Below are 21,941 nucleotides of genomic sequence, written 5' to 3' on the forward strand. Positions count from 1 at the left end.
ACTTCAGGCGTTTCCCCGTCGGTCATCCCCGGGCGGCGACGAAATCCAGGATCGACGCTCCGACATAGTCGATCATCTCGTCGGTGAGTGCCGGATAGACCCCCACCCAGAGGGTCTGCTCGGTGACGATGTCGCTGTTGGTCAGCTCGCCGACCACCCGGTAATGCTGGTTCAGGTAGGCCGGGTGCCGGGTCAGGTTGCCGGCGAACAGCTGCCGGGTGCCGATCCGCCGGTCCTCCAGGAACGCCACCAGCTCGGAGCGGGTGAACGGCGCCGCCGGGTCGACGGTGATGACGAACCCGAACCAACTCGGCTCGCTGTTCGGGGTGGCCTCGGGCAGCAGCAGGTGCGGCACCCCGTCGAGGCGCTCGCGCAGCCGACGCCAGTTGCGCCGCCGCAGCGCGGTGAACTCGTCCAGCTTGGCCAACTGGGTCAACCCCAACGCGGCCTGCAGGTCGGTCGCCTTCAGGTTGTAGCCGACGTGCGAGTAGATGTACTTGTGGTCGTAGCCCTGGGGGAGCGTGCCGAGCTGGTACTTGAACCGCTTCAGGCAGGTGTTCGACTCGCCCGGCGGACACCAGCAGTCCCGACCCCAGTCGCGCAGCGACTCGACGATCCGGGCCAACGCCAGGTTCGAGGTGAGCACGCAGCCACCCTCACCCATGGTCAGGTGGTGGGCCGGATAGAAACTCACCGTGGACAGGTCGCCGAACGTGCCGGTCAGCGCACCGTCGTAGGTGGAGCCCACCGCGTCACAGTTGTCCTCGACGAAGAACAGGTCGTGCGCGTCCGCCAGCTCCGCCATCTCCCGGGCCGGATACGGGTTGCCCAGCGTGTGGGCCAGGATGATCGCCCGGGTCTTCGGGCCGATCGCCGCGGCCACCCGCTCCACGCTGGTGTTGTAGGTGCCCAGATCGATGTCGACGAAGACCGGCACCAACCCGTTCTGCAGGATCGGGTTGACCGTGGTGGGGAACCCGGCGGCCACCGTGACCACCTCGTCGCCGGGGCGCAGCTGCCGGTCCTCCAGCAGGTCGGAGGTGAGCGCGCTCACCGCCAGCAGGTTCGCCGACGAGCCGGAGTTGGTCAGGTGCGCCTTGCGGCGGTGCATCTTGCGGGCGAACTCCGACTCGAACCTGCGGGCCAGCGGGCCGGCCGCGATCCGCATGTCCAGCGCGGCCTCCACCAGCGCCACCCGGTCCTCGGCGTCGAGCAGCGCCCCGGAGGGCCAGATCTCGGTCACCCCCGGGATGAAGGGCTGGTTGGGCTGTGCGTCCTGGTGGAACTTACGGACCTCGTCGAGCAGCAGCGCTCTACGGTCACTCATGCCCGGACTCCTTCTCGTGATCGCGACAGGTGTGCGTACCGGTGGTGGGGCCGCGCCGGTCGCCGGTCGGGCCGGATGCCGGCGGGACCCGGCGGCCGTCGGCGCTCACCGCGGCCACCGGACGGCCGACCCGCCGGCCGGCGCGGCATCGGCGGTCTCCCGCCGGGCCAACCGCGTGAGCGCCCGGACGGTCTCGGCCGGGGACGGCTGTGCCGCGACCTCGTCGGCCACCGCACCGGCCGCGACCGCGAACCGGGACTGGCCCAGCACCAGCCCCGCCGCGTCGGCCACCCCGCGCGGGGTCGCCACGTCCAACCGGACGGCCAACCCCACCCCGGCGGCGGCGATCGCCTCCGCGTTGTCCAACGCGTCGTCGAACTTGGGCAGCACGAGCTGCGGACAACCCGCGGCCAGCGCGGTCAGGGCGGAACCCTGTCCGCCGTGGTGGATCAGCAACCGGCAGGTCGCCACCAGCTCCGACAGCGGAATCCGGCCCGCGTACCGGACCGCCGACGGCAGCGGTGGCAGCTGACGGGCGGCCTCGTCGTCGATGGCCAGGACCAGTTCGGCGTCGAGGGTCGCCAGCTCCTCGACCAGCCCGGTGAGCAGACCACCCATCCCGGCGTCGGTCAGGTGCGGCAGGACGGTCCCCATGGTCAGCCCGATCCGGGGCCGCGGCGGCGGGTCGAGCAGCCACTCCGGCACCCGGGCGGCACCGTTGTACGGCACCGGCCGCAACCCCAGGTGGGCCCGGGCGTGCGGCAGCCGCAGGCTCGGCGGCCACGGGTCGAGCACCAGATCGGCCCGGGGCAGCCGGGTCAACCCGAGCCGGTGCAGGTCACCCCGGAGCACCGTCTCGGCGGCGGCCCGGTACTCGACGAGTTCCGCGACACCCCAGTGCAGCTCGACGTACGGGACACCGGCGGCGCGGGCGGCCACCGGGCCGGCGTACTCGGAGCGCTCGGCGAGCACCAGGTCCGGTCGCCAGGACCGGACGGTCGCCAGGGTACCGGCGAGGTTCCGCGACGCCATTGTCGCGAAGACCTCGCCGTGTCCGTAGGGGTCGTCCTCGATGCCGTGCGGCGAATCCGGCCGCACCAGCTCGCGGATGTCCATCCCCGGCCCGGCGGAGACCGCCGGCAGACCCGCCTGGGTCACGGTCGGCACGAAGTGCTCGGTGCAGGCGACCAGCACCTCGTGCCCCGCCGCCCGCAGCGCCCAGGCGAGCGGCACCAACGGGAATAGGTGGCCGTGCATCGGTGCGCTGGTGATCAGCACGCGCATCTGCGGCTCCGACGGCTCAGGGCGCCGCCGGAACTGCGCGGCGACGGATACCGGTAGTGACCATTACCAGTAGATCGTGGCAGAGGCCGGGAGGCCGGACACCTCCCAGCGTGCCGTCGTACCCCGCCGCCCGTACGACCACTGTGGACCGGCGGTGGTCAGCCGGCCGGGCGGACCGTCACCACGCTCGGCAGCCCGTTGTCGGCCGCCGCCTCCAGCGGGGCGACCCGGGTGCCGGTCACCGCGATACCGTCCATCCGCACCACCGGGGCGAACCAGGCCAGTTCGGTGAGCCGGGCCACCGCCTGCTGGAACAACCCCGCCTGGGTGGTCGGCTCCGGCTCGGCGACCGCCCGCTGCAGCAACTGCTTCAACTGCGCGTCGTCGGTGGCATACGGGTTGAACGGGTTGGCCACCGGCCGCATGAAGTCCAGTGAGGACAGGTAGGTCGGCAGGTTGCCGTAGCCGAACGCGGTGACCGGGAACTTGCGCGACATCACGTGCTCCAGCCACTGCGGCACCTGGGTGTCGGTGGTCAGCTCGACGGTCACCCCGATCTTCTTCCACTGCCCGGCCACCACCTGCGCGACGGCGGCGATGCCGGGGGTGTGCGCCTCGGCCTTCACGGTGAAGCCGTTCGGGTAACCCGCCTCGGTGAGCAGCGCCTTGGCCCGGTCCGGGTCGTACGGGTAGCGGTCGTCCAGGGCCGCCTGGTAGCCGTCGAAGCCGGGGGCGGCGATCTGGCTGGTCGGGTGCGCGAACTCGCCGAAGATGGTCTTGGCGATCGTGGCCCGGTCGATGGCGTGGTTCAACGCCTGGCGTACCCGCACGTCGCGCAGCGGCGCGGCGACGGTGCCGTCGCGGTCGGCGAGCACCATGCCGAGCACCGCCACGCTCGCCGTGATGTGCTTGAGCCCGGCGGCGACGACGGCCGGACCGGCGTCGGCGTTGAGCGCGGCGTAGTCGATCTGCCCCGCCTGGATGGCCTGCACGGTGGCGTTCGCGTCCGGCAGCACCCGGACCACGACCTTCTTCCAGTGCTGCCCCTCCTTGTTCCAGTACCGGGGGTTGGGCAGGTAGGTGTAGTGGTCGCCGGCCACCGTGCCGGCCGGGTCGAGCTGGTACGGGCCGGCCCCGAAGGTGCGCTGGGCGAGCTGGCCCGGATCGGTCAGCCCGGCGGGGGAGACCACCGAGCCGGACAGGATCGCCTGGCTGAACAGCTGCCGCATCACCGGGTTCGGGGCGCTGTTGGTGACCACCACCGTGGCGGCGTCGGGTGCGGTGACGCTGGTGATGGTGGCCGCCCAGGTCTTCGCCTTCGGGCTGACCGTCCGCATGTACTCCAGCGACTTGACCACCGCCGGGGCGTCCAGCGGGGTGCCGTCGGCGAAGGTCAGCCCCGGGCGCAGCTTGAGCTGGAAGACCTTGTTCTGCCGGTCGACGTAGCCGAACGACTCGGCCAGCTCCCCGGTGAACGTCCGGTCGGCGTTCATCCGGATCAGTGGGGCGTACGCCAGCGCCACCGTCGGAATGTTGTTCAGGTCGATGTTGGCCTTGTAGGGGTCCAGCGTCGGCGGGGCCGCCACCGCCATGGTCAGGACGGCGTCGTCGGCGCCGCCCCCCGGCTCGGCGGTGCCGGAACAGGCGGTCAGCGAGCCGACCGTGAGCAGCGCGGCGGCGACCAGGACTCGTACCTGGTGGACGCTTCGGCGCGGACGATGCGCGAACATGGCCATCCTTTCCCGGCGGACGCCGGTGTCGAGGGGGAGCAGGGTGTGTGGTCAGGAGGTCGGGTGCCGGTCGGCTGCCGGGTCGACCCCGAGGTCGGGGGCCGGACCGGCCGGGGGCGGCTGCCGGGCGAAGGCGGCCAGCGCGGCGCGGGCCCGGACGGGGTCCGGCACCGGCACGGCGGCCAACAGCGCACGGGTGTACGGGTGCGTGGGCCGCCGGTACACGGTCTCGGCGTCACCGGCCTCGACCACCCGTCCCCGGTGCAGCACCACCATCCGGTGCGACAGGTGCCGCACCACCGCCAGGTCGTGGGCGATGAACAGGTGACCGAAACCGAGCTCGGCCTGCAGATCGGCGAGCAGGTTGATGATCTGGGCGCGGACGGACAGGTCCAGCGCGGACACCGGCTCGTCGGTGACCAGCAGGCGGGGGCTGCCGACCAGGGCCCGCGCCAGGGCGATGCGCTGCCGCTGCCCACCGGAGAACTGCCCCGGATAGCGGTGCGCCGCCTCGGCCGGCAGGCCCACCCGGTGCAGCGCCTCGGCGACCAGCACCCGCCGCCGCGCCGGGTCGACGCCCCGCCGGTTGAGCAGCGGCTCGACCAGGCTGTCGCCGATCCGGCGGGCCGGGTTGAGCGAGCTGAACGGGTCCTGGAACACCAGCTGCACGTCGCCGCTGAGCGCCCGGCGCTGCCGCCGGCCGGCACGGGTGACGTCCACCCCGTCGATGAGGATCCGGCCGTCGGTCACCGGCGTCAGGCCCAGGACCGCGCGGGCGATCGTCGACTTGCCCGAACCGGACTCACCGACCAGCCCGACCGTCTCACCGGCGGCCACGGTCAGGCTCACCCCGTCCACCACCCGCGTCGCCGACCGTCGGTGTCCGAGGTCGACCACCAGGTCGTGCACCGCGAGCAACGGCCGCCCGCTCACGCCGCCGCCCGGTCCTCGTCCGGCCGTACGCAGCGTACGGCGTGGGCCGGGCCGAGCCGGTCCAGCGGCACCGGGGCGTGCCGGCAGGACTCGGTGGCCAGCGGGCAGCGCGGCGCGAACCGGCACCCCGTCGGCCACTGCCCGGGGGCGGGCACCGTGCCGGTGATCGTGGGCAGCCGGCCCGCCCGGGACGCCCGGTGCGGATCGGCCGCCAGCAACCCCCGGGTGTACGGGTGCCGGGGGCGGGCGAACAGCTCGGTCACCGGGCAGGACTCGACGACCTGACCGGCGTACATCACCACCGCCCGGTCACAGAGCGCCGCGACCACCCCCAGGTCGTGGGTCACCAGCAGCACGGCCAACCGCCGTTCCCGGCTGGTCCGGGCGAGCAGGGCCAGGATCTCGGCCTGCCGGGTCACGTCCAACGCGGTGGTCGGCTCGTCGGCGATCAGCAGCTCCGGGTCCCCGGCCAACGCGAACGCGATCGCCACCCGCTGGGCCATCCCGCCGGACAACTGGTGCGGATACCGTCGCGCGGCGGTATCCGGTTCGGGTAGGCCGACGTCGCGCAGCAGCGCCAGCACCCGGGCCCGGGCCGGTCGTCGACCCAGCCCGGTGTGCCGGCGGACCGCCTCGGCGAGTTGCACGCCGACGCGCAGGGTCGGGTCCAGGCTCACCATCGGGTCCTGCGCGACGTAGCCGATCCGGCGGCCCCGCACCGTGCGCCACTGCCGGTCGCCGGCCCTGACCAGGTCGAGGCCGGCGAAGTGGCAGCTGCCGGTGAGCTGCCCGTCACCCGGGGGCAGCCCGAGGATGCTCAGCGCGGTGACCGTCTTGCCGCAGCCCGACTCGCCGACCAGTCCGACGATCTCCCCCGGACCGACGTCGAGGTCGACGTCGCTGACCACGGTGGTGCCGGTCCGCGCCCCCCGGCCGGGACCACCCGGGAGCTGGACCGACAGGCGGCGTACCGACAGCAACGTGTCGGCGTGGCCCGGCCGGCCGGCCGGCGGCGGTTCGACGGGGTGGGCGGGCGCGGACCCCACGGGGTGGGGCGGTGCGGACCCCGTGGGGTGGGTTCCGCGCCGGCCGGACCGCCGGCGTCGGCGGGCCAGTTTCGTCGTCGCCCAGGCGGCGGTCGCGCCGTCGCGGGCGGCGTCGCCGAGCAGCACGAAGGAGAGCACGGTCAACGCGACCGCCAGCCCCGGCGGAACCAGGGCCCACGGGTGGCGGACGATGACCATCCGGGCCTCGTCGATCATGCCGCCCCAGCTCGGCTCCGGCGGTGGGGGCCCGAACCCGAGGAAGGCCAGGCTCGCCTGCATCACCAGGGCGATCGCCGCGACCAGGGACGCCTGGACGATGACCAGGCCGCGCAGCCGGGGCAGCACGTGGCGGCGCAGGATCTGCGGCGTGGAGAGCCCGGCCAGCCGGGCCGCCGCGATGAACAGCTCCTCCCGGGTCGACCGGGTGGCGGCCCGGACCACCCGGATCAGGCCGGAGGAGAGCAGCAACCCGAAGGTCAGCATGGCGGTCGTGACGTCGCCCGGGAAGACGGCCACCACCACCAGCAGGATCACGATGGCCGGCAACGAGAACAGCAGGTCGGCCAGCCGGCCGACCAGCGCGTCGACGACCCCGCCGAGGTAGCCGGCGAGCAGGCCCAGACCCACCCCGACCACGGTGGCCGTCAGCACCGCCACCAGCACCCCCCACAGCGTGCCCGCCGCGCCGTACGCGAGCCGGCTGAGCAGGTCCTGGCCGAGGCGGTCGGTGCCCAGCGGGTGGGCGGCCGACGGCCCCCCCAGGGCGGCCGGCAGGTCCTGGTCGACCGGGTCCCGGCCGGTGACCAGCTCAGGGTGCAGGGCGCAGGCCAGCACCAGCAGCAGCCACAGCACGGCGAGCAGCACCAGCGGGCGGCGCGACACCCGCACCGCCACCGCCGCCGGCCGGCTCACCGGGCCCCCACCCGGGGGTCCAACCACGCCTGGGCGAGGTCGGCGAGCAGGCCGATCACCACGACGATCAGGGTGTAGCAGACCACCGCCCCCTGGAGGACCGGAATGTCGTGCTGGGCGGCGGCGAGCGCGGCCCCGGAGCCCAGGCCGGGCAGGCCGAAGATGTTCTCGATCAGCACGGTCGCGCCGAGCAGGCTGGCGGAGATCACTCCCAGCAGCGCGACCACCGGCACCGCGGCGGTGCGCAACGCGTGCCGGTAGACGATCGAGCGGATGGACAGGCCGTTGGCCTGCATCACCCGTACGAAGTCGCGGCTCAACACGTCCAACATGGAGTCGCGGGTCTGTTTGGCCACCGCGGTGACCGCCGCCAGCGACGTCGCGGCCACCGGCAACGCCAGCGACCGCAGCCACCCCACCGGGGACTCCCCGAAGGGGACGTAGCCGGTGGCCGGGAACAGCCGCCACCGCACCGCCAACCAGGTGATCAGCACCAGGGCCAGCCAGAATCCGGGTACGGCGAGACCCACCACGGAGGCCACGTCGACCAGCCGCCCGAGCGGTCCACCCCGGACGGCGCTGAGCACGCCGAGGGCGGTGCCGACCACCCCGACGGTCAGCGTGGCCAGCAGGATCAGCGACAGCGTCGGGGCCAACCGGCTGGCGATCAGCGGGCCGACCGCGGTGCCGGTGCTCACCGACCGGCCCAGGTCACCGTGCACGGCGTCGACCAGCCAGCTGAGGTACTGCACGGTCAGCGGGCGGTCCAGCCCCATCTGCCGGTGCAGGGCCTCGACCTGTTCGGGCGGGGCCAGCGGGCCGAGCACCGTGCGGGCCGGGTCACCGGGCACCAGGGAGATCAGCAGGAAGCACAGGACCGACACGACGAACAGCAACGGCCCGGTCCAGGCCAGCCGGCGCAGGACTAGCCGGACCATGGCCACCGGTGGCCGTCCGCACCGGCACCCCGCCGGGTGTCGATCCCCCCTGTGGACGTACGGCCGGCCGGGTCGCCGACGTGGTCGAATCTGATGGCGTCACGCTCCAGCCGTCGGTGGTCAGGGTCGACCCACCGACGTCCGTGATCAGCGGCGCGTCAGGGGCCGTGTCCACGCTGGCAGAGCGGAGGCGCGGTTGTCTTCCGCAGACGTGCTCACCCGGTGGGTTTCCCGGGGCCGCCACCGGTGTGCGCCAGGACTGCCGGCACGAGCGTGTCCCACGTCGCGCGGGGCGGCATCTGGTGCCCCACCCCGGGCAGCGGCAGCAGCCGGGCGACCGGGAGTTCGTCGGCCAGCGCCTGCCCGTGCCCGTACGGGAAGAGCGGGTCCTCGGTGCCGTGCACCACCAGGGCCGGTACGGTGATCCCGCCCAGCGCGTCGCGGTACTCCGCCCCGCCGTCGATCGACCAGTGGTTGGCCAGGCTGGCCCGGATGTCGACGGTCCGCGCCACCGCCCGCGCCACGAGTTCCCGAAGCTCCGCCCCGGCCAGCGCGACGCTGCCGGTCAACGGTCGCTGACCGGTGGCGATGTGCTCCACGACGGAGTCCGGGTCGGCCCAGTCCGGGTCGGGGCGGGACTCGCCGAAGCTGGCCATCAGCGACTTCGACATCGGCGGCAGGTCGTTGTAGGGGCGCTCGCCGATCCGCAGGGCGGGACTGGTCGAACTCAACGTCAGCGAGGCGACCCGCTGTGGATGCTCCACGGCCAGCCGCTGCGCGATCGCGCCGCCCATCGAGATGCCCCACACGTGGGCGGCCCCCAGGTCGAGCTGCTCCACCAGGGCGGCGGCGTCGGCGACCAGGTCGTCGAAGTGGTAGTCGGGGGAGCCGGCCGGCCAGCCGGTGGACCGGCCGGTGTCGCGGTGGTCGTAGCGCACCACGTACCGGCCGCCGTCGGCGAGGCGCCGGCACAGCCCGTCGGCCCACCAGTCCATCGAGTTGGACGCCCCGCTGACCAGCAGCAGGGCCGGGTGCTCCGGCGAGCCGAAGGTGCCCACGCAGAGCCGCACGCCGTTGGCGGGGACGTGTCGTTCCGTCCCCGCCAACAGGTCCTCGTCGCCAACGGTCCGATGTGTACTCAAGATGGTCTCCTCATGCCTCGGACCACGCGCGGGAATTCCGCGACCACCGCCGGTCACCGTGCGGGATGATTATCCGCCCCGCCGCCTGAGCAAACCGCGTAAAACGCCGGCTATGCCACGAGATGTTCCAACGAGCGGAGCAACTCGTCGAGGTCGTCGGTGACCACGGTCCCGTCCCGCCAGCGGGCCAACGGGTCCGTCCGTACCGCCGCCCGCAGCCGCCCGGCCCGCTGCACCGTCGGCTCCGGGTCCGTCCCGTCCCCGGTGGCCCGGTGGGCCAGGGCCGCGTCGATCCGGTCCAACCGCGCCCCGGCCGTCTCCCACACCGCCTCCGCCGCCGTCACCACCTCGGCGATACCCCGGAACAGCTCGTCCATCCGGGCCACCGCCGCCGCGACCGTCAACTCCACCCGGCCGTCGTCGGTGATCCGCCGCCGCGCCAGCGGCGGAGGCGGGCCGGTGACCACCACCGACGCCTGGTCGAGCAGGGCACTGACCCGGGCCAGCTCCGCCCCCGAAGGCTGGCCGGGGCCGGCGAACGGCCCGACCACCTCGTCGACCACCGCCGAGTAGGCGTGGTAGACGGTCCACAACTGCGCCAGATCCGCCCGCGCGGCGGCCCACCGGCGGGCCGACTCCCCGGTCAGCTCGGCGGCGGCCAGCAGATGCCGGTCCAGGTGCCGTTCCAGGTCCACCAGATTGGCCTGGATGGCGTCCCGGTCGGTGACCGCCGCCGCCACCGCCGCCCCGGCCTGTGGCGGGGACAGCACGTCGACGGTGGCGGCCGCCAGCAGCGGAGCCCGCAGCAGCGCCGGTGGTCGCGGCGTCGACCGCCGTCGCCGGGCCAGCGCGGCGTCCACCAGGGCGGCCAGCGGCTGCTCGAACAGCCGGTGGCTGAGCGTGGCCAGCAGCACCGCACCGAGCAGGGTCACCGTCTCCAACTCCCAGAACCCGGCCGTGCCGTACAGCTCGCGGATCGGGCGGACGGCGCCGCTGAACACCGCCCCCGGCTGGAGGTAGAAGTGCATCACCGCGAAGTGCCACAGGTAGACGCCGTAGGAGACCTTGCCGAGATGGACCACCGGGCGGGCGGTCAGCACCGCGTCCACCATCCGGGTCCGGGCCGCGCCCGGCGACACCAGCGGCAGCGACGCGAACAACCCGAACAGGGCCACCATCAGGTACGTCATGAACAGGCCACTGGTCGAGTAGATCGCGTCCATCCCGATCACACTGAACGGGCGGGCGCAGTTGACCAGGTAGACCGCGATCGCGGCGACCCAGAACAGCCCCGGGCGCAGCGCGGCGAACCGCAGCAGCCGGGGGGTGTCCCCGGGCGACACCTGCGACAACGCCAGCAGCACGGCCAAGCCGAGGCCGATGCCGATGGTCGGCGCGAACCCCTGCGGCCACCAGAACACCATCCGGTTGTCCCAGCCGTTGCCCTTGACGAAGAAGAGCCAACCGACACCGATGGCGATCAGCACCGGCACCGGCAACAGCAGCCGTCGCGCCCGCGCCACCGGGGTCGCCCCCCGGGCGGCGAAGCGGTGGCTCGCCCAGGCGATCAGCGGCAGCGCCAGGTACCACTGCACCATGCTCGGCACCGTCCAGCTGACCTCCATCCCGTTGATGAAGTGCGGCGCGAACGGGCTCGGCGAGTAGATCTGCAACAGCAGCAGCGGGCGCAGCACGTACCAGGGGCCGTCGATGGCGTCCCGGTTCAACGCCACCAGCACCACCAGGTACATCAGGTAGTACGCCGGCAGCAGCCGCATCAGCCGGCGGACCATCGTCGCGCCCTGCGGCGGACGCGGCCGGCCCGCGATGATCGCCCGCGCCAGCGGCAGGTAGAGGTAGAGCGCGGGCAGGACGAAGAACACCCCGATGAACGAGGGCAGCCCGCTGACGAAGAACGCGCCGAGGAAGTTGCTCGGTGGTCGGGGCGTACCCAGCGCCTTGGTGCCCAACAGCCCGGAGAACATCGCCACGTGCACCGTCAGCAGTGCCAACGCCGCCAACCCGCGGATGCCGAAGATCGACGGGTCCCGGTCACCACCCGCCCTGCCCGCGGTGGCCGAGGCCCCGCCGTCCCTGGTCGTCACGCTCATCTACTCGTCCTTTCGGTCCGGCCGGCGGTGCGCCGACCGGAAGCCGGCCGGGACCCACGGCACGCGGGATGGTCGTCGCCGGCGTCCTGCGGGCCGGAGGTCAGCGGATGACGGACCGCACGAACCGCAGCGTCGTGCGCACCTCGGGGCTCTCCGCCAGCTCCACCGCCCGCTTCAGCTCGGGCACCCGGTCGAGGACCAGGTCCCGCAGCCGGCGCAGCTCGGCGGAGTTGATGCTGAAGGTCGTGGTCCCGTCCTCGTTCTCGGTCACCTGCGGCACGTGTCCGCCTCCTCGTCTCGGCCGTCCGCGCGGTGCCGGTGCCGGTACCGCGCCGCCGGGGCCGCGACTGTCGGCGGCACCCGTCGTACCCGGTTCGAGGATGGAACCGCCGAGGTGGGGGGTCATCTCCGAGCGTGCTCAGCCCCGGCGGGCCGACCCCGCCGGCCGGCCCGCGCCGTGCCGACCGGCGGGGCCGCCGCAGCACCGGTGACCGTCCGCATTGGGCACGTTCGAGGACGTGCGGCACCCGCGTCCTCTGCTTCCATGGGCAGCACACCTGGCGAGCCGCACGCCCGGCGGTGTGCGCGGCGGGGCGCTTCCCGTCCCCGCCCCGCGTGGGCCGCCGACCGAGTTCAGGGAGGCACCGCAGATGGGCGACCACGTCGCAGCGAGCAGTACCGCGCGAAGCGGTGGGGTGACCGACCGGCTACGCGCCGTCTTCGGCGGTCGGCCGTCGGCCCCGGTGACGCCACGCATCCTGGGCGACCGGGCGGTGGTGGCCGGCGGCAGCATCGCCGGCACGCTGGCCGCCCGGGTGCTGTCCGACTGGTACCGCGAGGTCGTCGTCGTGGACCGCGACGAGGTGCTCGGGGTCACCGGCATGCGCAAGGGCGCGTCGCACGCCGTGCACGCGCACGGGCTGCACGCCCGGGGCTACCTGATCCTGTCCGACCTCTTCCCCGGCCTGCTCGACGACGCCAAGGAGTTGGGCCTGCCGGTACGCGACTTCGGGCTGATGCGCTGGTACTTCAACGCCCGCCCGATCGCCCGCACGGAGACCGGGCTGCTCTCCGTCGCCGGTAACCGGCCGGTGCTGGAGAACTACCTGCGCTCCCGGGTGGCCGGGCTGCCCAACGTGACCTACCGGCAGCACACCGACGTGCTGGGGCTGGTGGCCACCGGGGACCGGGGCCGGGTCACCGGAATCCGCATCCAGGAACGCACCCCGGGCAGCCCCGAGGAACGCCTCGACGCCGACCTGGTGGTCGACGCCACGGGCCGGGGGTCCCGGCTGCCCGTCTGGCTGACCGAGCTGGGCTACGAACGGCCGGTCGAGGAGCGGATGACGATCGGGCTGGCGTACACCACCCGCACCTACCGCAGACGGCCCGGCACCTTCGACGGGCCGGTGGCGATCAACCCGGTGGCCTCTCCCGAGCACCCCCGGGGGGCGTTCTTCGGGCAGACCGCCACCGGCGACTTCCGGCTCAGCCTCACCGGCATCCTCGGCGACCACCCGCCGACCGACCCGACGGGCTTCGAGGAGTACGTCCGGACCCTGCCGGTGGCCGACATCCACCAGGCGGTCCGCGACGCCGACCCGACCGGCGACGCGGTGTCGTTCACCTTCCCGGCCAGCGTCTGGCGGCACTACGAGCGGCTGTCCCGGTTCCCCGCCGGGCTGGCCGTGCTCGGCGACGCGGTGTGCAGCTTCAATCCGGTCTACGGCCAGGGGATGACCGCGGCAGCGATGCAGGTGACCGCGCTGCGCCGGTTCCTCGACCGGCAACCGGCCGCCGACGGCCGTTCCTACCTGCGGGACGTTGCACGGCTGATGCGCCACCCGTGGCAGCTGTCCACCCGCACCGACCTGGACTTCCCCGGGGTGGGGCCGCGGTCGCTGCCGATCCGGCTGCACAACGCCTATCTGGTCCGCCTCCAGTACGCGATGACCAAGGACCCGGAGGTCACCCGGGCGTACATGCGGGTCGCCGGGCTGGTCGACCCGCCGCGCACACTGTGGCGGCTGCCGCTGCTGGTGCGGGTGCTCCGCCTGGCCCGGGACATGCCGGCCACCTCCCCTGTCCCGCCACCCGCACCGGCGCCCGCACCGGGTCTCTCGCCCGCGCCGGTCCTGTCGGCCACGCCGGATTCCTCACCCAAGCCGGTCCTGTCGCCTCCGTCGGGTGGCCCGTCCATGCCGGTCCCGTCACCTGCGGCTGCCCCGGTGCCCTCGACGGGTGCCGCGTCGACGCCGCCGTCGGCCCCGTCGGCGACCGGGGTGGAGGACGGCCCGGTGGACGCCGGGCAACGGTCGGGGTCCTGACCGGCCCAGGGACAGCAGCCGGAGCCGGCGCGGGAACCGGCTCCGGCTGCGCCCTGCCCGCCCACCCCGACCGCCGCCGAGCTGCGTAGGACCGGATCGCCGCTTGAGCTGCCCGCCGAGACCCAGGACGACGACGAGTGCCGCAAGGCGAGCCGGCCAGCCGGTGTGCCGGGAGGGCATGGTGTGCCGGGAAGGTGTCATGCCTGGGCGTCATCGATGCGGCACTAGGTTTGGGGTGCGAGGACCTGCACAGGGGTGGGACGCCATGTTGTGGTGCCGTCACCGAGTTGGCGTTGGGCGTTGTAACCCCAGGCGGCCACCGTATAGTCAGGCTGTAGAGCCAGACTATGGGCTGTGCCAGCCGCGATGGATCTGATCCCGCTCAGGAACCGGTCGCAGGGAGCAGCCTCCCCCACAGCGCAGACCCGGGTGGCCTGCAAACGGGTGTCCCATGTGCCGTTGCCGAGTTGGCCATAACCGTTGAACCCCCAGCCCAGGACGCCACCGCTACTCAGCTGCGCCATGCTGTGCGACGCGCCGACCGTGATGTGCCGGATTCCGTACAGGAAGCGGTGGCAGGGAGCGATCTCTCCCATCGCACACACCCGCACGGGAATGGCCCGGTTGACGACGGTGCCGTCACCAAGCTGATTGACATAGTTCGCGCCCCAACCGACAGGGCCACCGTCACCCCGCAGCGACATGCTATGAAGTTCGCCACCTGCTATGGCTTTCACCGCGTACAGAAATTGGTCGCAGGGCGCGACCTGTCCCACCGCGCATACCCGTACCGGGGTGGTGCGGCCGACGGTGGTGCCGTCACCAAGCTGACCTTCGTAGTTCCGACCCCAGGCCACGGCCAGGGCGTTACCCACCACCGCCAGGCTGTGACCCCAGCCGGCCGCGATGGATCTGACTCCGCTCAGGAACTTGCCACAGGGTGCGACCTGCCCCACCGCACATACCCGTACCGGAGTGGTGCGGTTGGTCCAGGTGCCGTCGCCAAGCTGCCCAGAACTGTTGTGGCCCCAGGCGACGACCGTGTGGTCCCTGAGCAAGGCGAGGTTGTCGTTCCGGTTGGCGGCGATAGCGATCACGCCGGTGAGGGACCTGGAGCAGGGGGCGCTCTGGCCGACGGCGCACACTCGTACCGCAGTGGTGCGGCGGGCGTTGGTGCCGTCGCCAAGCTGCCCGAAAAAGTTCTCGCCCCAGGTGACGACGGTGCCGTCCGAGAGCAGGGCGATGCTGTGCGCGTCGCCGGCGGCGATGGCTCTCACGCCGCCGAGTTTCGCTGGAACCTGTTGCGTCCCGGGGTTGGGTGGCATCGCGAAGGCGACTGCACGGCCGGCCGTTGCGCCGAGAGCATCACCGATCATCAGGACCACGGCCAGCGCCACCACCGTGGCGAGGAATTCCGACCGCCGGCGATGGGCGGACGTTGCGGCTGGCGTAGGATGAAAATCATTTCCTGTGCCCATCTGCTCTCCTTCCCGAGGCAGCTTTTGGATTCGATGCAGTCCGATCGCAAGAGCCGGTCAGCCGTGCGACAGAGAAGGTCTACGCTCTTCCCGAGGTCCGAAAGAGGCCGGGAGCGACAACGGTGCGAGTCGAGGGAACGCGACCGAGATTCAGCTTGTCGACCCGGGGGCGCTGCCCGGGTTTGATGGAAATATAAGTCAAGGCAGCATGATCAGCGAATAGGCTTCCTGAACGAGTTAAGTACTCACAAGTAGGCGGGACTCGCCGGTGCGCGAAGTCGACCACGGCGCGTGCGTCGCGCGTATCGAGCCATTTCATCCTGCGTAGCGGTTGGTTTCGACGTGGTGCAGGACGAGGACGGCTTGCCCACACGAGTCGGCCGGCGGCGTCCGCGATGACCTGCACGTTCACGCCGTGGCGTTTGTGCTTGCCGCTGTAGTAGGGCCTCGAAGCCGGCCGCGAGTCGGTGGAGGTGTCACCGTTACGCAGATGGGCCAGAGCCAGCAGCGCCTGCCGGCCCGGCTCAAGGCGCCGCCGCCGGGATCGGCGCTGTCTACGGTGGCCGCGGATCCGTTCGGCCAGGTAGTTCAGGGCGCGGCTGGACAACGGAATCGCGGCGGGGTAGGACAGCATGGCGAGACCCCCGGTCGGGGCTTCGAGTCTTGGTCGACAGCTGTCCTGAGCCGGGGCCGGAGCCAGGGCCAGGGCCGGGCCGGAGCCAGGGCCAAAGCCGGGGCCGGGCCGGAGCCAGGGCCGGAGGATCAGGTGCCGGGGGTCGGAGCCGGGGCCGGGGGATCAGGTGCCGGGGCACCGAGGGCTTGGGCGAGGGCTGGGGTCAGCTGGTCGGGTCCGGCACGTCCGGGACACCGGCCAGTGCCGGGCCGTAGCGGCGGGCCGCGGTCAGGGCCGCCCAGGCGGTGAGCGTCACCAGGGCGTCGTCGCCGGGGTGGTGCGCCCGGAAGTCCGCCACCACGGCGTCGGTGACCTGATAGGAGGCGAACGCGGTGAGCAGGGCGAGTCGTCCCGCCGGGCGCTCCACCGGGGACAGACCGGCGACGACGTCCTCCACCCAGGGGCGGGCGCTGATGCCGGTCGGACCGTCCTTCGGGTCGGCGCAGCGGGCGGCGACCAGCTCCCGTACCCCGGCGGGGACGACCTGCCGGCCGCCGTCCTCGATCGCGGCGTAACCACGGGCCAGCGCCTCGGCGAGCACCGTCGGACCGGCCCAGACCAGGTCGGCCGGGCGTGGGGCGGCCGGGAGCAACGCCACCGCCGCCCCCGGCGGGCAGGGCCGGCGGGCCAGCGCCCCCATCACCCGGGCCGCCGTCCGCTGCACGACACCCCGGGCCACCGACGGGGTCTCGGGCAGCGGGGAGTCCCGCAGGAACACGTTGACCATCCGGTTCAGGTAGTGGAAGACCACCGCCACGCCGACCAGCTCCGGCAGCTGGTCCGGGGGTGCCGGCGGCGGCCCGGCCGGGCCGTGCGGGGACGGCCGCCGGGCCCAACGGGCCAACGGCCCCCACGGCCCGTCGTCGAGCCCCGCCACCGCCGGGCCGGCCCCGCCGCCACCGGGCAGCAGCCCGACCAGGGCCGCCCCGTGCACGTCGACGCAGTACGGGCAGCGGTTCGCCGCGGAGACCGCCGCCGCCACCGCCTCCTTCGCCGGCCGGCCGGCCGGACCGGTGGCCACCAGGGTCTCCCGCAGCATCGTCCAGCTCGCCGCCAGCACCTCCGGGGCGGGGGAGTGCAGCGCCACCGGTGGCGCCAACATGCCGAAGTCCCGCTCGACCTGCCCGTACACCTGGGCGACGAGGCCGTCCGCCCGATGGGGGGCGACCGGGCGGACGTGCCGGACGTGGGCGAGCACGGTGCGCCGGGTGGCGCGGGCCAACAGGGTCGCCACGGTCATCCCCTTCCAGGTCGGGGCGGTCCCCCGGCCGGATGCCGGGGGACCGTGGTCGGGTCAGCGGGCCTGGAGCACGGCGCGGCGGCCGGCGGTCGCGCCGTCCGGCGCGGGAGCGCCGTAGGTGACCGCGACCCCACGTTCCCGGGCGGCCCGGACGATGCCGGGGACGGCCCGTTCGGCCAGCGCGCTGATCGTCAGGGCCGGGTTGACGGTGAGGGCGCCGGGCACCGCAGACCCGTCGGTGACGAAGATGCCCGGGTGCCCGCGCAGTTCGTGCCGGTCGTCCAGGGCCGACGTCGCCGGGTCGTCACCGATGCGGCACGACGCCAGCGGGTGCACGGTGTACGCGCCCACCAGGTCGTTGGTCCACGGCATCACCTTCGCCAGGCCGTCGCGTTCGACGATGTCCTTGACGTCGGCGTCGGACAGGTTCCAGCCCCGCCACGTGTTGGCGGTGGGCTGGTAGCGCAGCGGGCCGTGCCCCAGCATCTGCTGGGAGAAGCGGTGCGCGTTGCCGGTCTCCGGCGGCGGCCCGAACACGCCCTCGTTGTCGTCCTCGGACATGGTGAAGACGGTCAGCCACGACTTGAAGTGCCGCATCAGCTCCTTCTTCTCCACCCCGAACCAGCTCGGGCCGGTCGCGTCGGGCACCTGGGCGAGGATGGTGCCCAGGCCGGGCGGGAAGTAGAGCTGCTCCAACGAGTACCGCTCGTACTCGGGCAGGCTGGCGTCGAGCTTGTCCCAGCTGGCCACCGTCGGCCCCCGGCCGATCTGGTACGCCTCGTAGGCGACCCCGTCGCCCCGGTCCAGGCCCAGTACCTCACGGACCCGGTCCTCGTCGAACACGGCGGTGTTGAGCCGTTCCCCGTTGCCGGAGAAGTAGCGGCCGACCGCCGACGGCATCTTGCCCAGCGTCGGCTCGGAGCGTTGCAGGATGACCGGGGTCGCCCCGGCGCCGGCCGCGACGATGACGATCTTCGCGTCGATGGTGCCGGCGTCGTGCAGGACGCGGTAGTCCTCGTCGTCGACGACCCGGTAGTGCACCCGGTAGCCGCCGTCGTCGGTGCGCGACAGGTGCTGCACCTCGTGCAGCGGCCGGATCGTCGCCCCGTGGGCCAGCGCCGCCGGTAGGTAGTTCAGCAGCAGCGACCGTTTGGCGTCGAACCGGCAGCCGGCCATCATCCAGTTGCAGTTGGTGCACTTGTCCAGGTCGATCGCCGACGGCACCGGGTTGGCGGTGCGACCCGCGTGGGCGCAGGCCGCCGCCCACAGCCCGCCGGGGTACGGCACCTGGTCCCAGCTCTGGCCGGTGACCGGCAGGGCCTCGACCACCCGGTCGTACCACGGGTCCAGGGTGTCCCGGTTGATCGCGGCCGGCCACATCCGCCGGCCGATCGAGCCCTGGCGTTCGAAGACGAACCGGGGCGCCCGGGGCATGGTGGCGAAGTAGACGACGCTGCCGCCGCCCACGCAGTTGCCGCTGAGCACGCTCATCCCGTCCCCGACGACGAAGTCGAACGCCCGGGTGTACGACGAACCCAGCTCGAAGTCGTGGTCGAAGTCCTGACCGGACAGCCACGGCCCGCGCTCCAGGATCACCACCTTCGCGCCCCCGGCGGCCAGGTGGTAGGCGGTGATCGCGCCACCGAAACCACTGCCGATGATCAGGACGTCGGTCTTCTCGGTGCTGCTCATGCCGGGCTCCCGGTGGGGGTGGTGTCGGGGTGCAGGGGGGCCAGGGGACGGCCGTAGGAGTAGTTCGGGTAGCGCCACAACCCGTCGGCGTCCGGCCGGTGGTAGCCGATGTGCAGCAGGCCGGGGTGCCCGTCGGCGAGCGCCGCCACGGTCGGTAGGTGCGCCGCGCTGTCGAAGGCCATGTTGCTGAACAGCGCCAGGCCCACCCACATCTGCTTCTCCGGGTGCTCCGGGTCGGTCAGCCGGCGGACCAGCTCGGTGCGGTGTGCGAACGGCAGGGCCACGAACGCCGGCAGCGCCGGGTCCAGGGCGATCCCCTGCTCGGCGGCGTACTCGCCGGCGTGCATGTCGAGGGTGAGGGCCAGCCCGTCGAGCGAGTCGGCCAGGCCGCCGGCCGGCAACTCCAGCAGCTCCAGCGCCCCGGCGGCGACCGCACCGCCACCGGGGGCGGCGCCGGCCACGGCCTGGTCGTCCGGGCTTCTCTTCTCGCCCGGAACAATGGTGTCGGCAAAGGCCTCGATGGTCATAGTCCGCGAGTTGTCTGCGTCGGTGGTACTGGACTGCACGGCGACGCCTCCTGTCCGGTGCGAAATTGTTCCGGGCGGTTCCGGGGAAACTCTTTCTCCGCGTACACGACGGGTCGCGCGAATGTCGGTGCCGGCCGGTCGGCGGTGGAATCCGGGCACCGCCCCGCGCGATTCCGCTGCCGCACATCGTGCACGCATCGGGGGCACCGAAACACCTTCCGAAGTGCGGTGGGTGCCGTGACCCGACGCCGGTACGGCCGGCACCCCCCGGTGACCCGCCACCGACGGTCCGGTCCACCCCGCCGTGCACCGTCCGGGTGGACACCTGCGCACGTCGGGAGAAGCGGGGAAACGGGTGCGGCCCGGACGATGAGTGCACCCGTGACCGGCGTGCGCCCCGAGGTGCCCCGGCGGGTCCCGACCGTTGCCGACTCCGGCGTTGCCCAGGGAGATGCCCATGCCGACCACCCTTGGTTCGATCCGCAGGCTGCTGCTCACCCCGTCGTTGGCCGAGGTGAGCTTCGCCCGACGCGGCTTCCCCGTCGAGGAGTCGGCGGTCACCCGGCGGTTGGAGGCCATCCCGCAGACGGTGATCTGCGGGTTCGAGTGGGCGATCGACGCCCGCGACCAGTGGGAGGTGGAGCGTCGCCTGGAACTGGTCGACGTCGAGTTGCGCGGGTTCGCCTACGAGGGGGCGACGATGGCCTGCACGGTGCGTGACGCGATGGCCGGCGGACGTGGCCACCGGGCCCGGGACCTGCTGCGGGGCCGGGCCGAGCGGCACACCTTCCTCACCTACATCGGGATCGGCTTCGCGATGGCCCGGTTGCCCCGCCCGCTGTGGCGGCGGGTCCTGCCCGACCTGACCGGCATGCGGTACTACCCGACGATGAGCTGGCTGGCCGTCGACGGGTACGGCTTCGACCGGGCCTACTTCGACACCGACCGTTGGGTGGGTGGGCAGTACCGTCCGTCGCCGTACCCCTGGCAGGGGCACCCCGACTACTTCGCGCGCGCCTGCGACCAGGGCGTCGGCCGGGCGCTGTGGTTCATCCACGGTGCGCAGCCGACCCAGGTGGCGGCGGCCGTGCAGCGGTTCGACCGGTCCCGGCAGGCCGACCTGTGGAGCGGCGTCGGACTGGCGGCCACCTTCGCCGGTGGCTGCGACGCGGAGGGGTTGGCCCTGCTGGCCCGGCTCAGCGGCGTCGACCGCCCGCACCTCGGCCAGGGCGCGGTGTTCGCCGCGAAGGCCCGCGACTACTCGGGTCACATCCCCGGGCACACCGGGGTGGCGCTGCACGCCCTCGCCGGGATGACGGTGGAGCACGCCTCCGTGTTGGCCGACGAGGTCGCGGTGGACTCCGCCGCCGGGCCGGCCCTGCCGGCGTACGAGCTGTGGCGGGCCCGGGTGCGCGACCGGGTGCCGGTCGCCGACCCGGCGACCCCGGCCTGATCCGGTCGGTGCGCAGTCGGCGGCCCCCGTCCCGGCTCGGGACGGGGGCCGCCGGCCGGTCAGGCCCGGACGCTGTCGAACTGGCCCGGGGTGCGGCCGGGACCGGCCGGGCCCCGGTAGGCCTGCGCCAGGTCCAGCCAGCGGTCGGCTTCCGCCCCGACGGCGGTGAGCGCCAGGTCGGCGCGGTGCCGGCGGCGGGTGACGAGCAGGCACAGGTCGGCCGCCGGCCCGCTGATCCGCTCGGTGGCGTCCGCCGGCCCGAACTCCCAGACCGCGTCGCCGGAGGGGGCGGTGATCTCGAAGCGGAATGCGACGTCCGGGGTGTCCAGCCCGCGCGCCTGGTAGCCGAAGTCCCAGGTGCGGACGGCGAAGTCGACCAGGTGCCGGAGCCGGTCGGTGCGTTCGGGGCGCAGCCCGAGCGCGTCGGCGATGTCCTGCCCGTGGCCGAACAGTTCCATCATGCCGGCGGCGGCCAGCACCGGCGCGGGCAGCGGCCGGACCAGCCAGGGCACCGTCTGCCCGGCCGGCACCGCGGCCAGGGCCTGCTCGGCGGTGGCCCGTTCCGCGCGCCACTTGGCCAGCAGCGCCGGTGGCGGCGCGGACAGGTACGGCGACAGGGCGGTCCGTACGTTGCGGTTGAAGTCGGGCCCGAACTGCTGGGCGAGCGCGACGAACCCCGCCGGGTCCGCCGCGGCCAGTCCCGCCAGCCGGAAGGTCGCCGCCAGGTGGGCGATCTGGTGGGCGACGGTCCACTCCGGCGCGGGGGTGTCCAGCGCCCACTGCGCCTCGTCGAGGTCGGCGACCATCCGGTCGACGGCGTCACCCTCCAGGCCCAGGTCGACGAAGACGTCGTTTTGTGCGCTCACGCGGCTGTCCTCTCGCTCGTCAGCAGTGGCGAGCGTGGCCCGGCGCGTCCGAGGGCGCCGGTTGCCACGCACGACGCCGATCCCGTCGCCGCCGCGTCGGGCGGCCGGTGGCCGGGCCCGCGCCGACGGCGTCACGTCAGCACCAGCAGCATGCGGGCCGGGCGTGGGCGCTGTCTTCTCTCGTCATGCGCTGCGGCCGGGCCGTACCCCGGTGTCACCGCGGTCGCGGGCCGCGCCTGCGGTCGATGGTGGACCCGCGTCG

The 21,941-nt window shown here is 73.4% G+C and carries 16 protein-coding genes and 1 pseudogene; 2 read left to right on the forward strand and 15 right to left on the reverse strand.

Annotated features, from left to right (window positions below; all coding sequences use genetic code 11):
• Positions 1 to 22 precede the first annotated feature (22 nt).
• The 9 genes from rfbH to AB0C22_RS09260 all read right to left on the reverse strand — a co-directional run bounded on the left by rfbH (position 23) and on the right by AB0C22_RS09260 (position 11,703).
• Positions 23 to 1,327, reverse strand: a complete 1,305-nt coding sequence (rfbH, locus tag AB0C22_RS09220; protein ID WP_208566643.1) for a lipopolysaccharide biosynthesis protein RfbH — start codon at positions 1,325 to 1,327, stop codon at positions 23 to 25.
• Between the two features lie 105 nt (positions 1,328 to 1,432).
• Positions 1,433 to 2,611 carry a nucleotide disphospho-sugar-binding domain-containing protein gene (locus tag AB0C22_RS09225; protein ID WP_219462662.1) on the reverse strand — a complete coding sequence of 393 codons (1,179 nt, stop codon included), beginning with the start codon at positions 2,609 to 2,611 and terminating at the stop codon, positions 1,433 to 1,435.
• Positions 2,612 to 2,769: 158 nt separating this feature from the next.
• A complete protein-coding gene (locus AB0C22_RS09230) occupies positions 2,770 to 4,341 on the reverse strand; it encodes an ABC transporter substrate-binding protein (RefSeq protein ID WP_219462660.1) in 1,572 nt (523 codons plus the stop codon).
• A 51-nt stretch (positions 4,342 to 4,392) separates the two neighbouring features.
• Positions 4,393 to 5,274: an ATP-binding cassette domain-containing protein gene (locus AB0C22_RS09235; RefSeq protein ID WP_357534395.1), complete on the reverse strand. Its 882-nt coding sequence runs from the start codon at positions 5,272 to 5,274 to the stop codon at positions 4,393 to 4,395.
• Positions 5,271 to 7,232, reverse strand: coding sequence for a dipeptide/oligopeptide/nickel ABC transporter permease/ATP-binding protein (locus AB0C22_RS09240; RefSeq protein ID WP_219462656.1), 1,962 nt, complete (start codon positions 7,230 to 7,232; stop codon positions 5,271 to 5,273). Before AB0C22_RS09240 ends, AB0C22_RS09235 begins: the two co-directional genes overlap by 4 nt.
• Complete coding sequence (locus AB0C22_RS09245; RefSeq protein ID WP_357534398.1) at positions 7,229 to 8,170, reverse strand: ABC transporter permease; 942 nt, start codon at positions 8,168 to 8,170, stop codon at positions 7,229 to 7,231. Before AB0C22_RS09245 ends, AB0C22_RS09240 begins: the two co-directional genes overlap by 4 nt.
• A 215-nt stretch (positions 8,171 to 8,385) precedes the next feature.
• On the reverse strand, positions 8,386 to 9,312 hold the full coding sequence (locus AB0C22_RS09250; protein ID WP_219462652.1) for an alpha/beta fold hydrolase: 927 nt from the start codon (positions 9,310 to 9,312) through the stop codon (positions 8,386 to 8,388).
• A 110-nt stretch (positions 9,313 to 9,422) separates the two neighbouring features.
• Positions 9,423 to 11,423, reverse strand: coding sequence for an acyltransferase (locus AB0C22_RS09255; protein WP_219462650.1), 2,001 nt, complete (start codon positions 11,421 to 11,423; stop codon positions 9,423 to 9,425).
• A 100-nt stretch (positions 11,424 to 11,523) separates the two neighbouring features.
• Positions 11,524 to 11,703, reverse strand: coding sequence for a hypothetical protein (locus AB0C22_RS09260; RefSeq protein WP_204960481.1), 180 nt, complete (start codon positions 11,701 to 11,703; stop codon positions 11,524 to 11,526).
• A gap of 370 nt (positions 11,704 to 12,073) precedes the next feature.
• Here AB0C22_RS09260 and AB0C22_RS09265 point away from each other — a divergent pair, with 370 nt between their 5' ends.
• Positions 12,074 to 13,750 (forward strand): FAD-dependent monooxygenase, encoded by a 1,677-nt coding sequence (locus AB0C22_RS09265; protein ID WP_357534400.1) that lies wholly within the window; start codon positions 12,074 to 12,076, stop codon positions 13,748 to 13,750.
• 224 nt (positions 13,751 to 13,974) lie between these two features.
• Here AB0C22_RS09265 and AB0C22_RS09270 read toward each other — a convergent pair whose 3' ends face one another.
• The 5 genes and pseudogenes from AB0C22_RS09270 to AB0C22_RS09290 all read right to left on the reverse strand — a co-directional run bounded on the left by AB0C22_RS09270 (position 13,975) and on the right by AB0C22_RS09290 (position 19,399).
• Positions 13,975 to 15,228 carry a hypothetical protein gene (locus AB0C22_RS09270; RefSeq protein ID WP_357534402.1) on the reverse strand — a complete coding sequence of 418 codons (1,254 nt, stop codon included), beginning with the start codon at positions 15,226 to 15,228 and terminating at the stop codon, positions 13,975 to 13,977.
• A 361-nt stretch (positions 15,229 to 15,589) separates the two neighbouring features.
• Positions 15,590 to 15,862: pseudogene (locus AB0C22_RS09275) on the reverse strand (IS5/IS1182 family transposase); the annotation flags it as partial.
• Between the two features lie 202 nt (positions 15,863 to 16,064).
• Positions 16,065 to 17,135: a carboxymuconolactone decarboxylase family protein gene (locus AB0C22_RS09280; protein WP_308290783.1), complete on the reverse strand. Its 1,071-nt coding sequence runs from the start codon at positions 17,133 to 17,135 to the stop codon at positions 16,065 to 16,067.
• A gap of 60 nt (positions 17,136 to 17,195) precedes the next feature.
• Entirely contained in the window at positions 17,196 to 18,833 is a 1,638-nt protein-coding gene (locus tag AB0C22_RS09285) for a GMC family oxidoreductase (RefSeq protein ID WP_219462644.1), read from the reverse strand.
• On the reverse strand, positions 18,830 to 19,399 hold the full coding sequence (locus tag AB0C22_RS09290; RefSeq protein ID WP_357534405.1) for a DUF5987 family protein: 570 nt from the start codon (positions 19,397 to 19,399) through the stop codon (positions 18,830 to 18,832). The genes AB0C22_RS09285 and AB0C22_RS09290 overlap by 4 nt, the downstream gene beginning before the upstream one ends.
• 418 nt (positions 19,400 to 19,817) lie before the next feature.
• Here AB0C22_RS09290 and AB0C22_RS09295 point away from each other — a divergent pair, with 418 nt between their 5' ends.
• Positions 19,818 to 20,813 (forward strand): DUF1702 family protein, encoded by a 996-nt coding sequence (locus AB0C22_RS09295; protein ID WP_357534407.1) that lies wholly within the window; start codon positions 19,818 to 19,820, stop codon positions 20,811 to 20,813.
• A 59-nt stretch (positions 20,814 to 20,872) separates the two neighbouring features.
• On the opposite strand, the gene AB0C22_RS09300 is transcribed toward AB0C22_RS09295, so the two are convergent.
• Complete coding sequence (locus AB0C22_RS09300; protein WP_357534409.1) at positions 20,873 to 21,679, reverse strand: TIGR03084 family metal-binding protein; 807 nt, start codon at positions 21,677 to 21,679, stop codon at positions 20,873 to 20,875.
• Positions 21,680 to 21,941 lie beyond the last annotated feature (262 nt).

Origin of the sequence: Micromonospora sp. NPDC048894 (assembly GCF_040649765.1) — a bacterium.
GTDB lineage: Bacteria > Actinomycetota > Actinomycetes > Mycobacteriales > Micromonosporaceae > Micromonospora > Micromonospora antibiotica.

Coding starts and splice junctions, on each gene's coding strand:
- rfbH (WP_208566643.1), bottom strand. CDS start 1,327: ATGAGTGACCGTAGAGCGCTGCTGCTCGACGAGGTCCGTAAGTTCCAC.
- AB0C22_RS09225 (WP_219462662.1), bottom strand. CDS start 2,611: ATGCGCGTGCTGATCACCAGCGCACCGATGCACGGCCACCTATTCCCG.
- AB0C22_RS09230 (WP_219462660.1), bottom strand. CDS start 4,341: ATGTTCGCGCATCGTCCGCGCCGAAGCGTCCACCAGGTACGAGTCCTG.
- AB0C22_RS09245 (WP_357534398.1), bottom strand. CDS start 8,170: ATGGTCCGGCTAGTCCTGCGCCGGCTGGCCTGGACCGGGCCGTTGCTG.
- AB0C22_RS09255 (WP_219462650.1), bottom strand. CDS start 11,423: ATGAGCGTGACGACCAGGGACGGCGGGGCCTCGGCCACCGCGGGCAGG.
- AB0C22_RS09265 (WP_357534400.1), top strand. CDS start 12,074: ATGGGCGACCACGTCGCAGCGAGCAGTACCGCGCGAAGCGGTGGGGTG.
- AB0C22_RS09270 (WP_357534402.1), bottom strand. CDS start 15,228: ATGGGCACAGGAAATGATTTTCATCCTACGCCAGCCGCAACGTCCGCC.
- AB0C22_RS09285 (WP_219462644.1), bottom strand. CDS start 18,833: ATGAGCAGCACCGAGAAGACCGACGTCCTGATCATCGGCAGTGGTTTC.
- AB0C22_RS09295 (WP_357534407.1), top strand. CDS start 19,818: ATGCCGACCACCCTTGGTTCGATCCGCAGGCTGCTGCTCACCCCGTCG.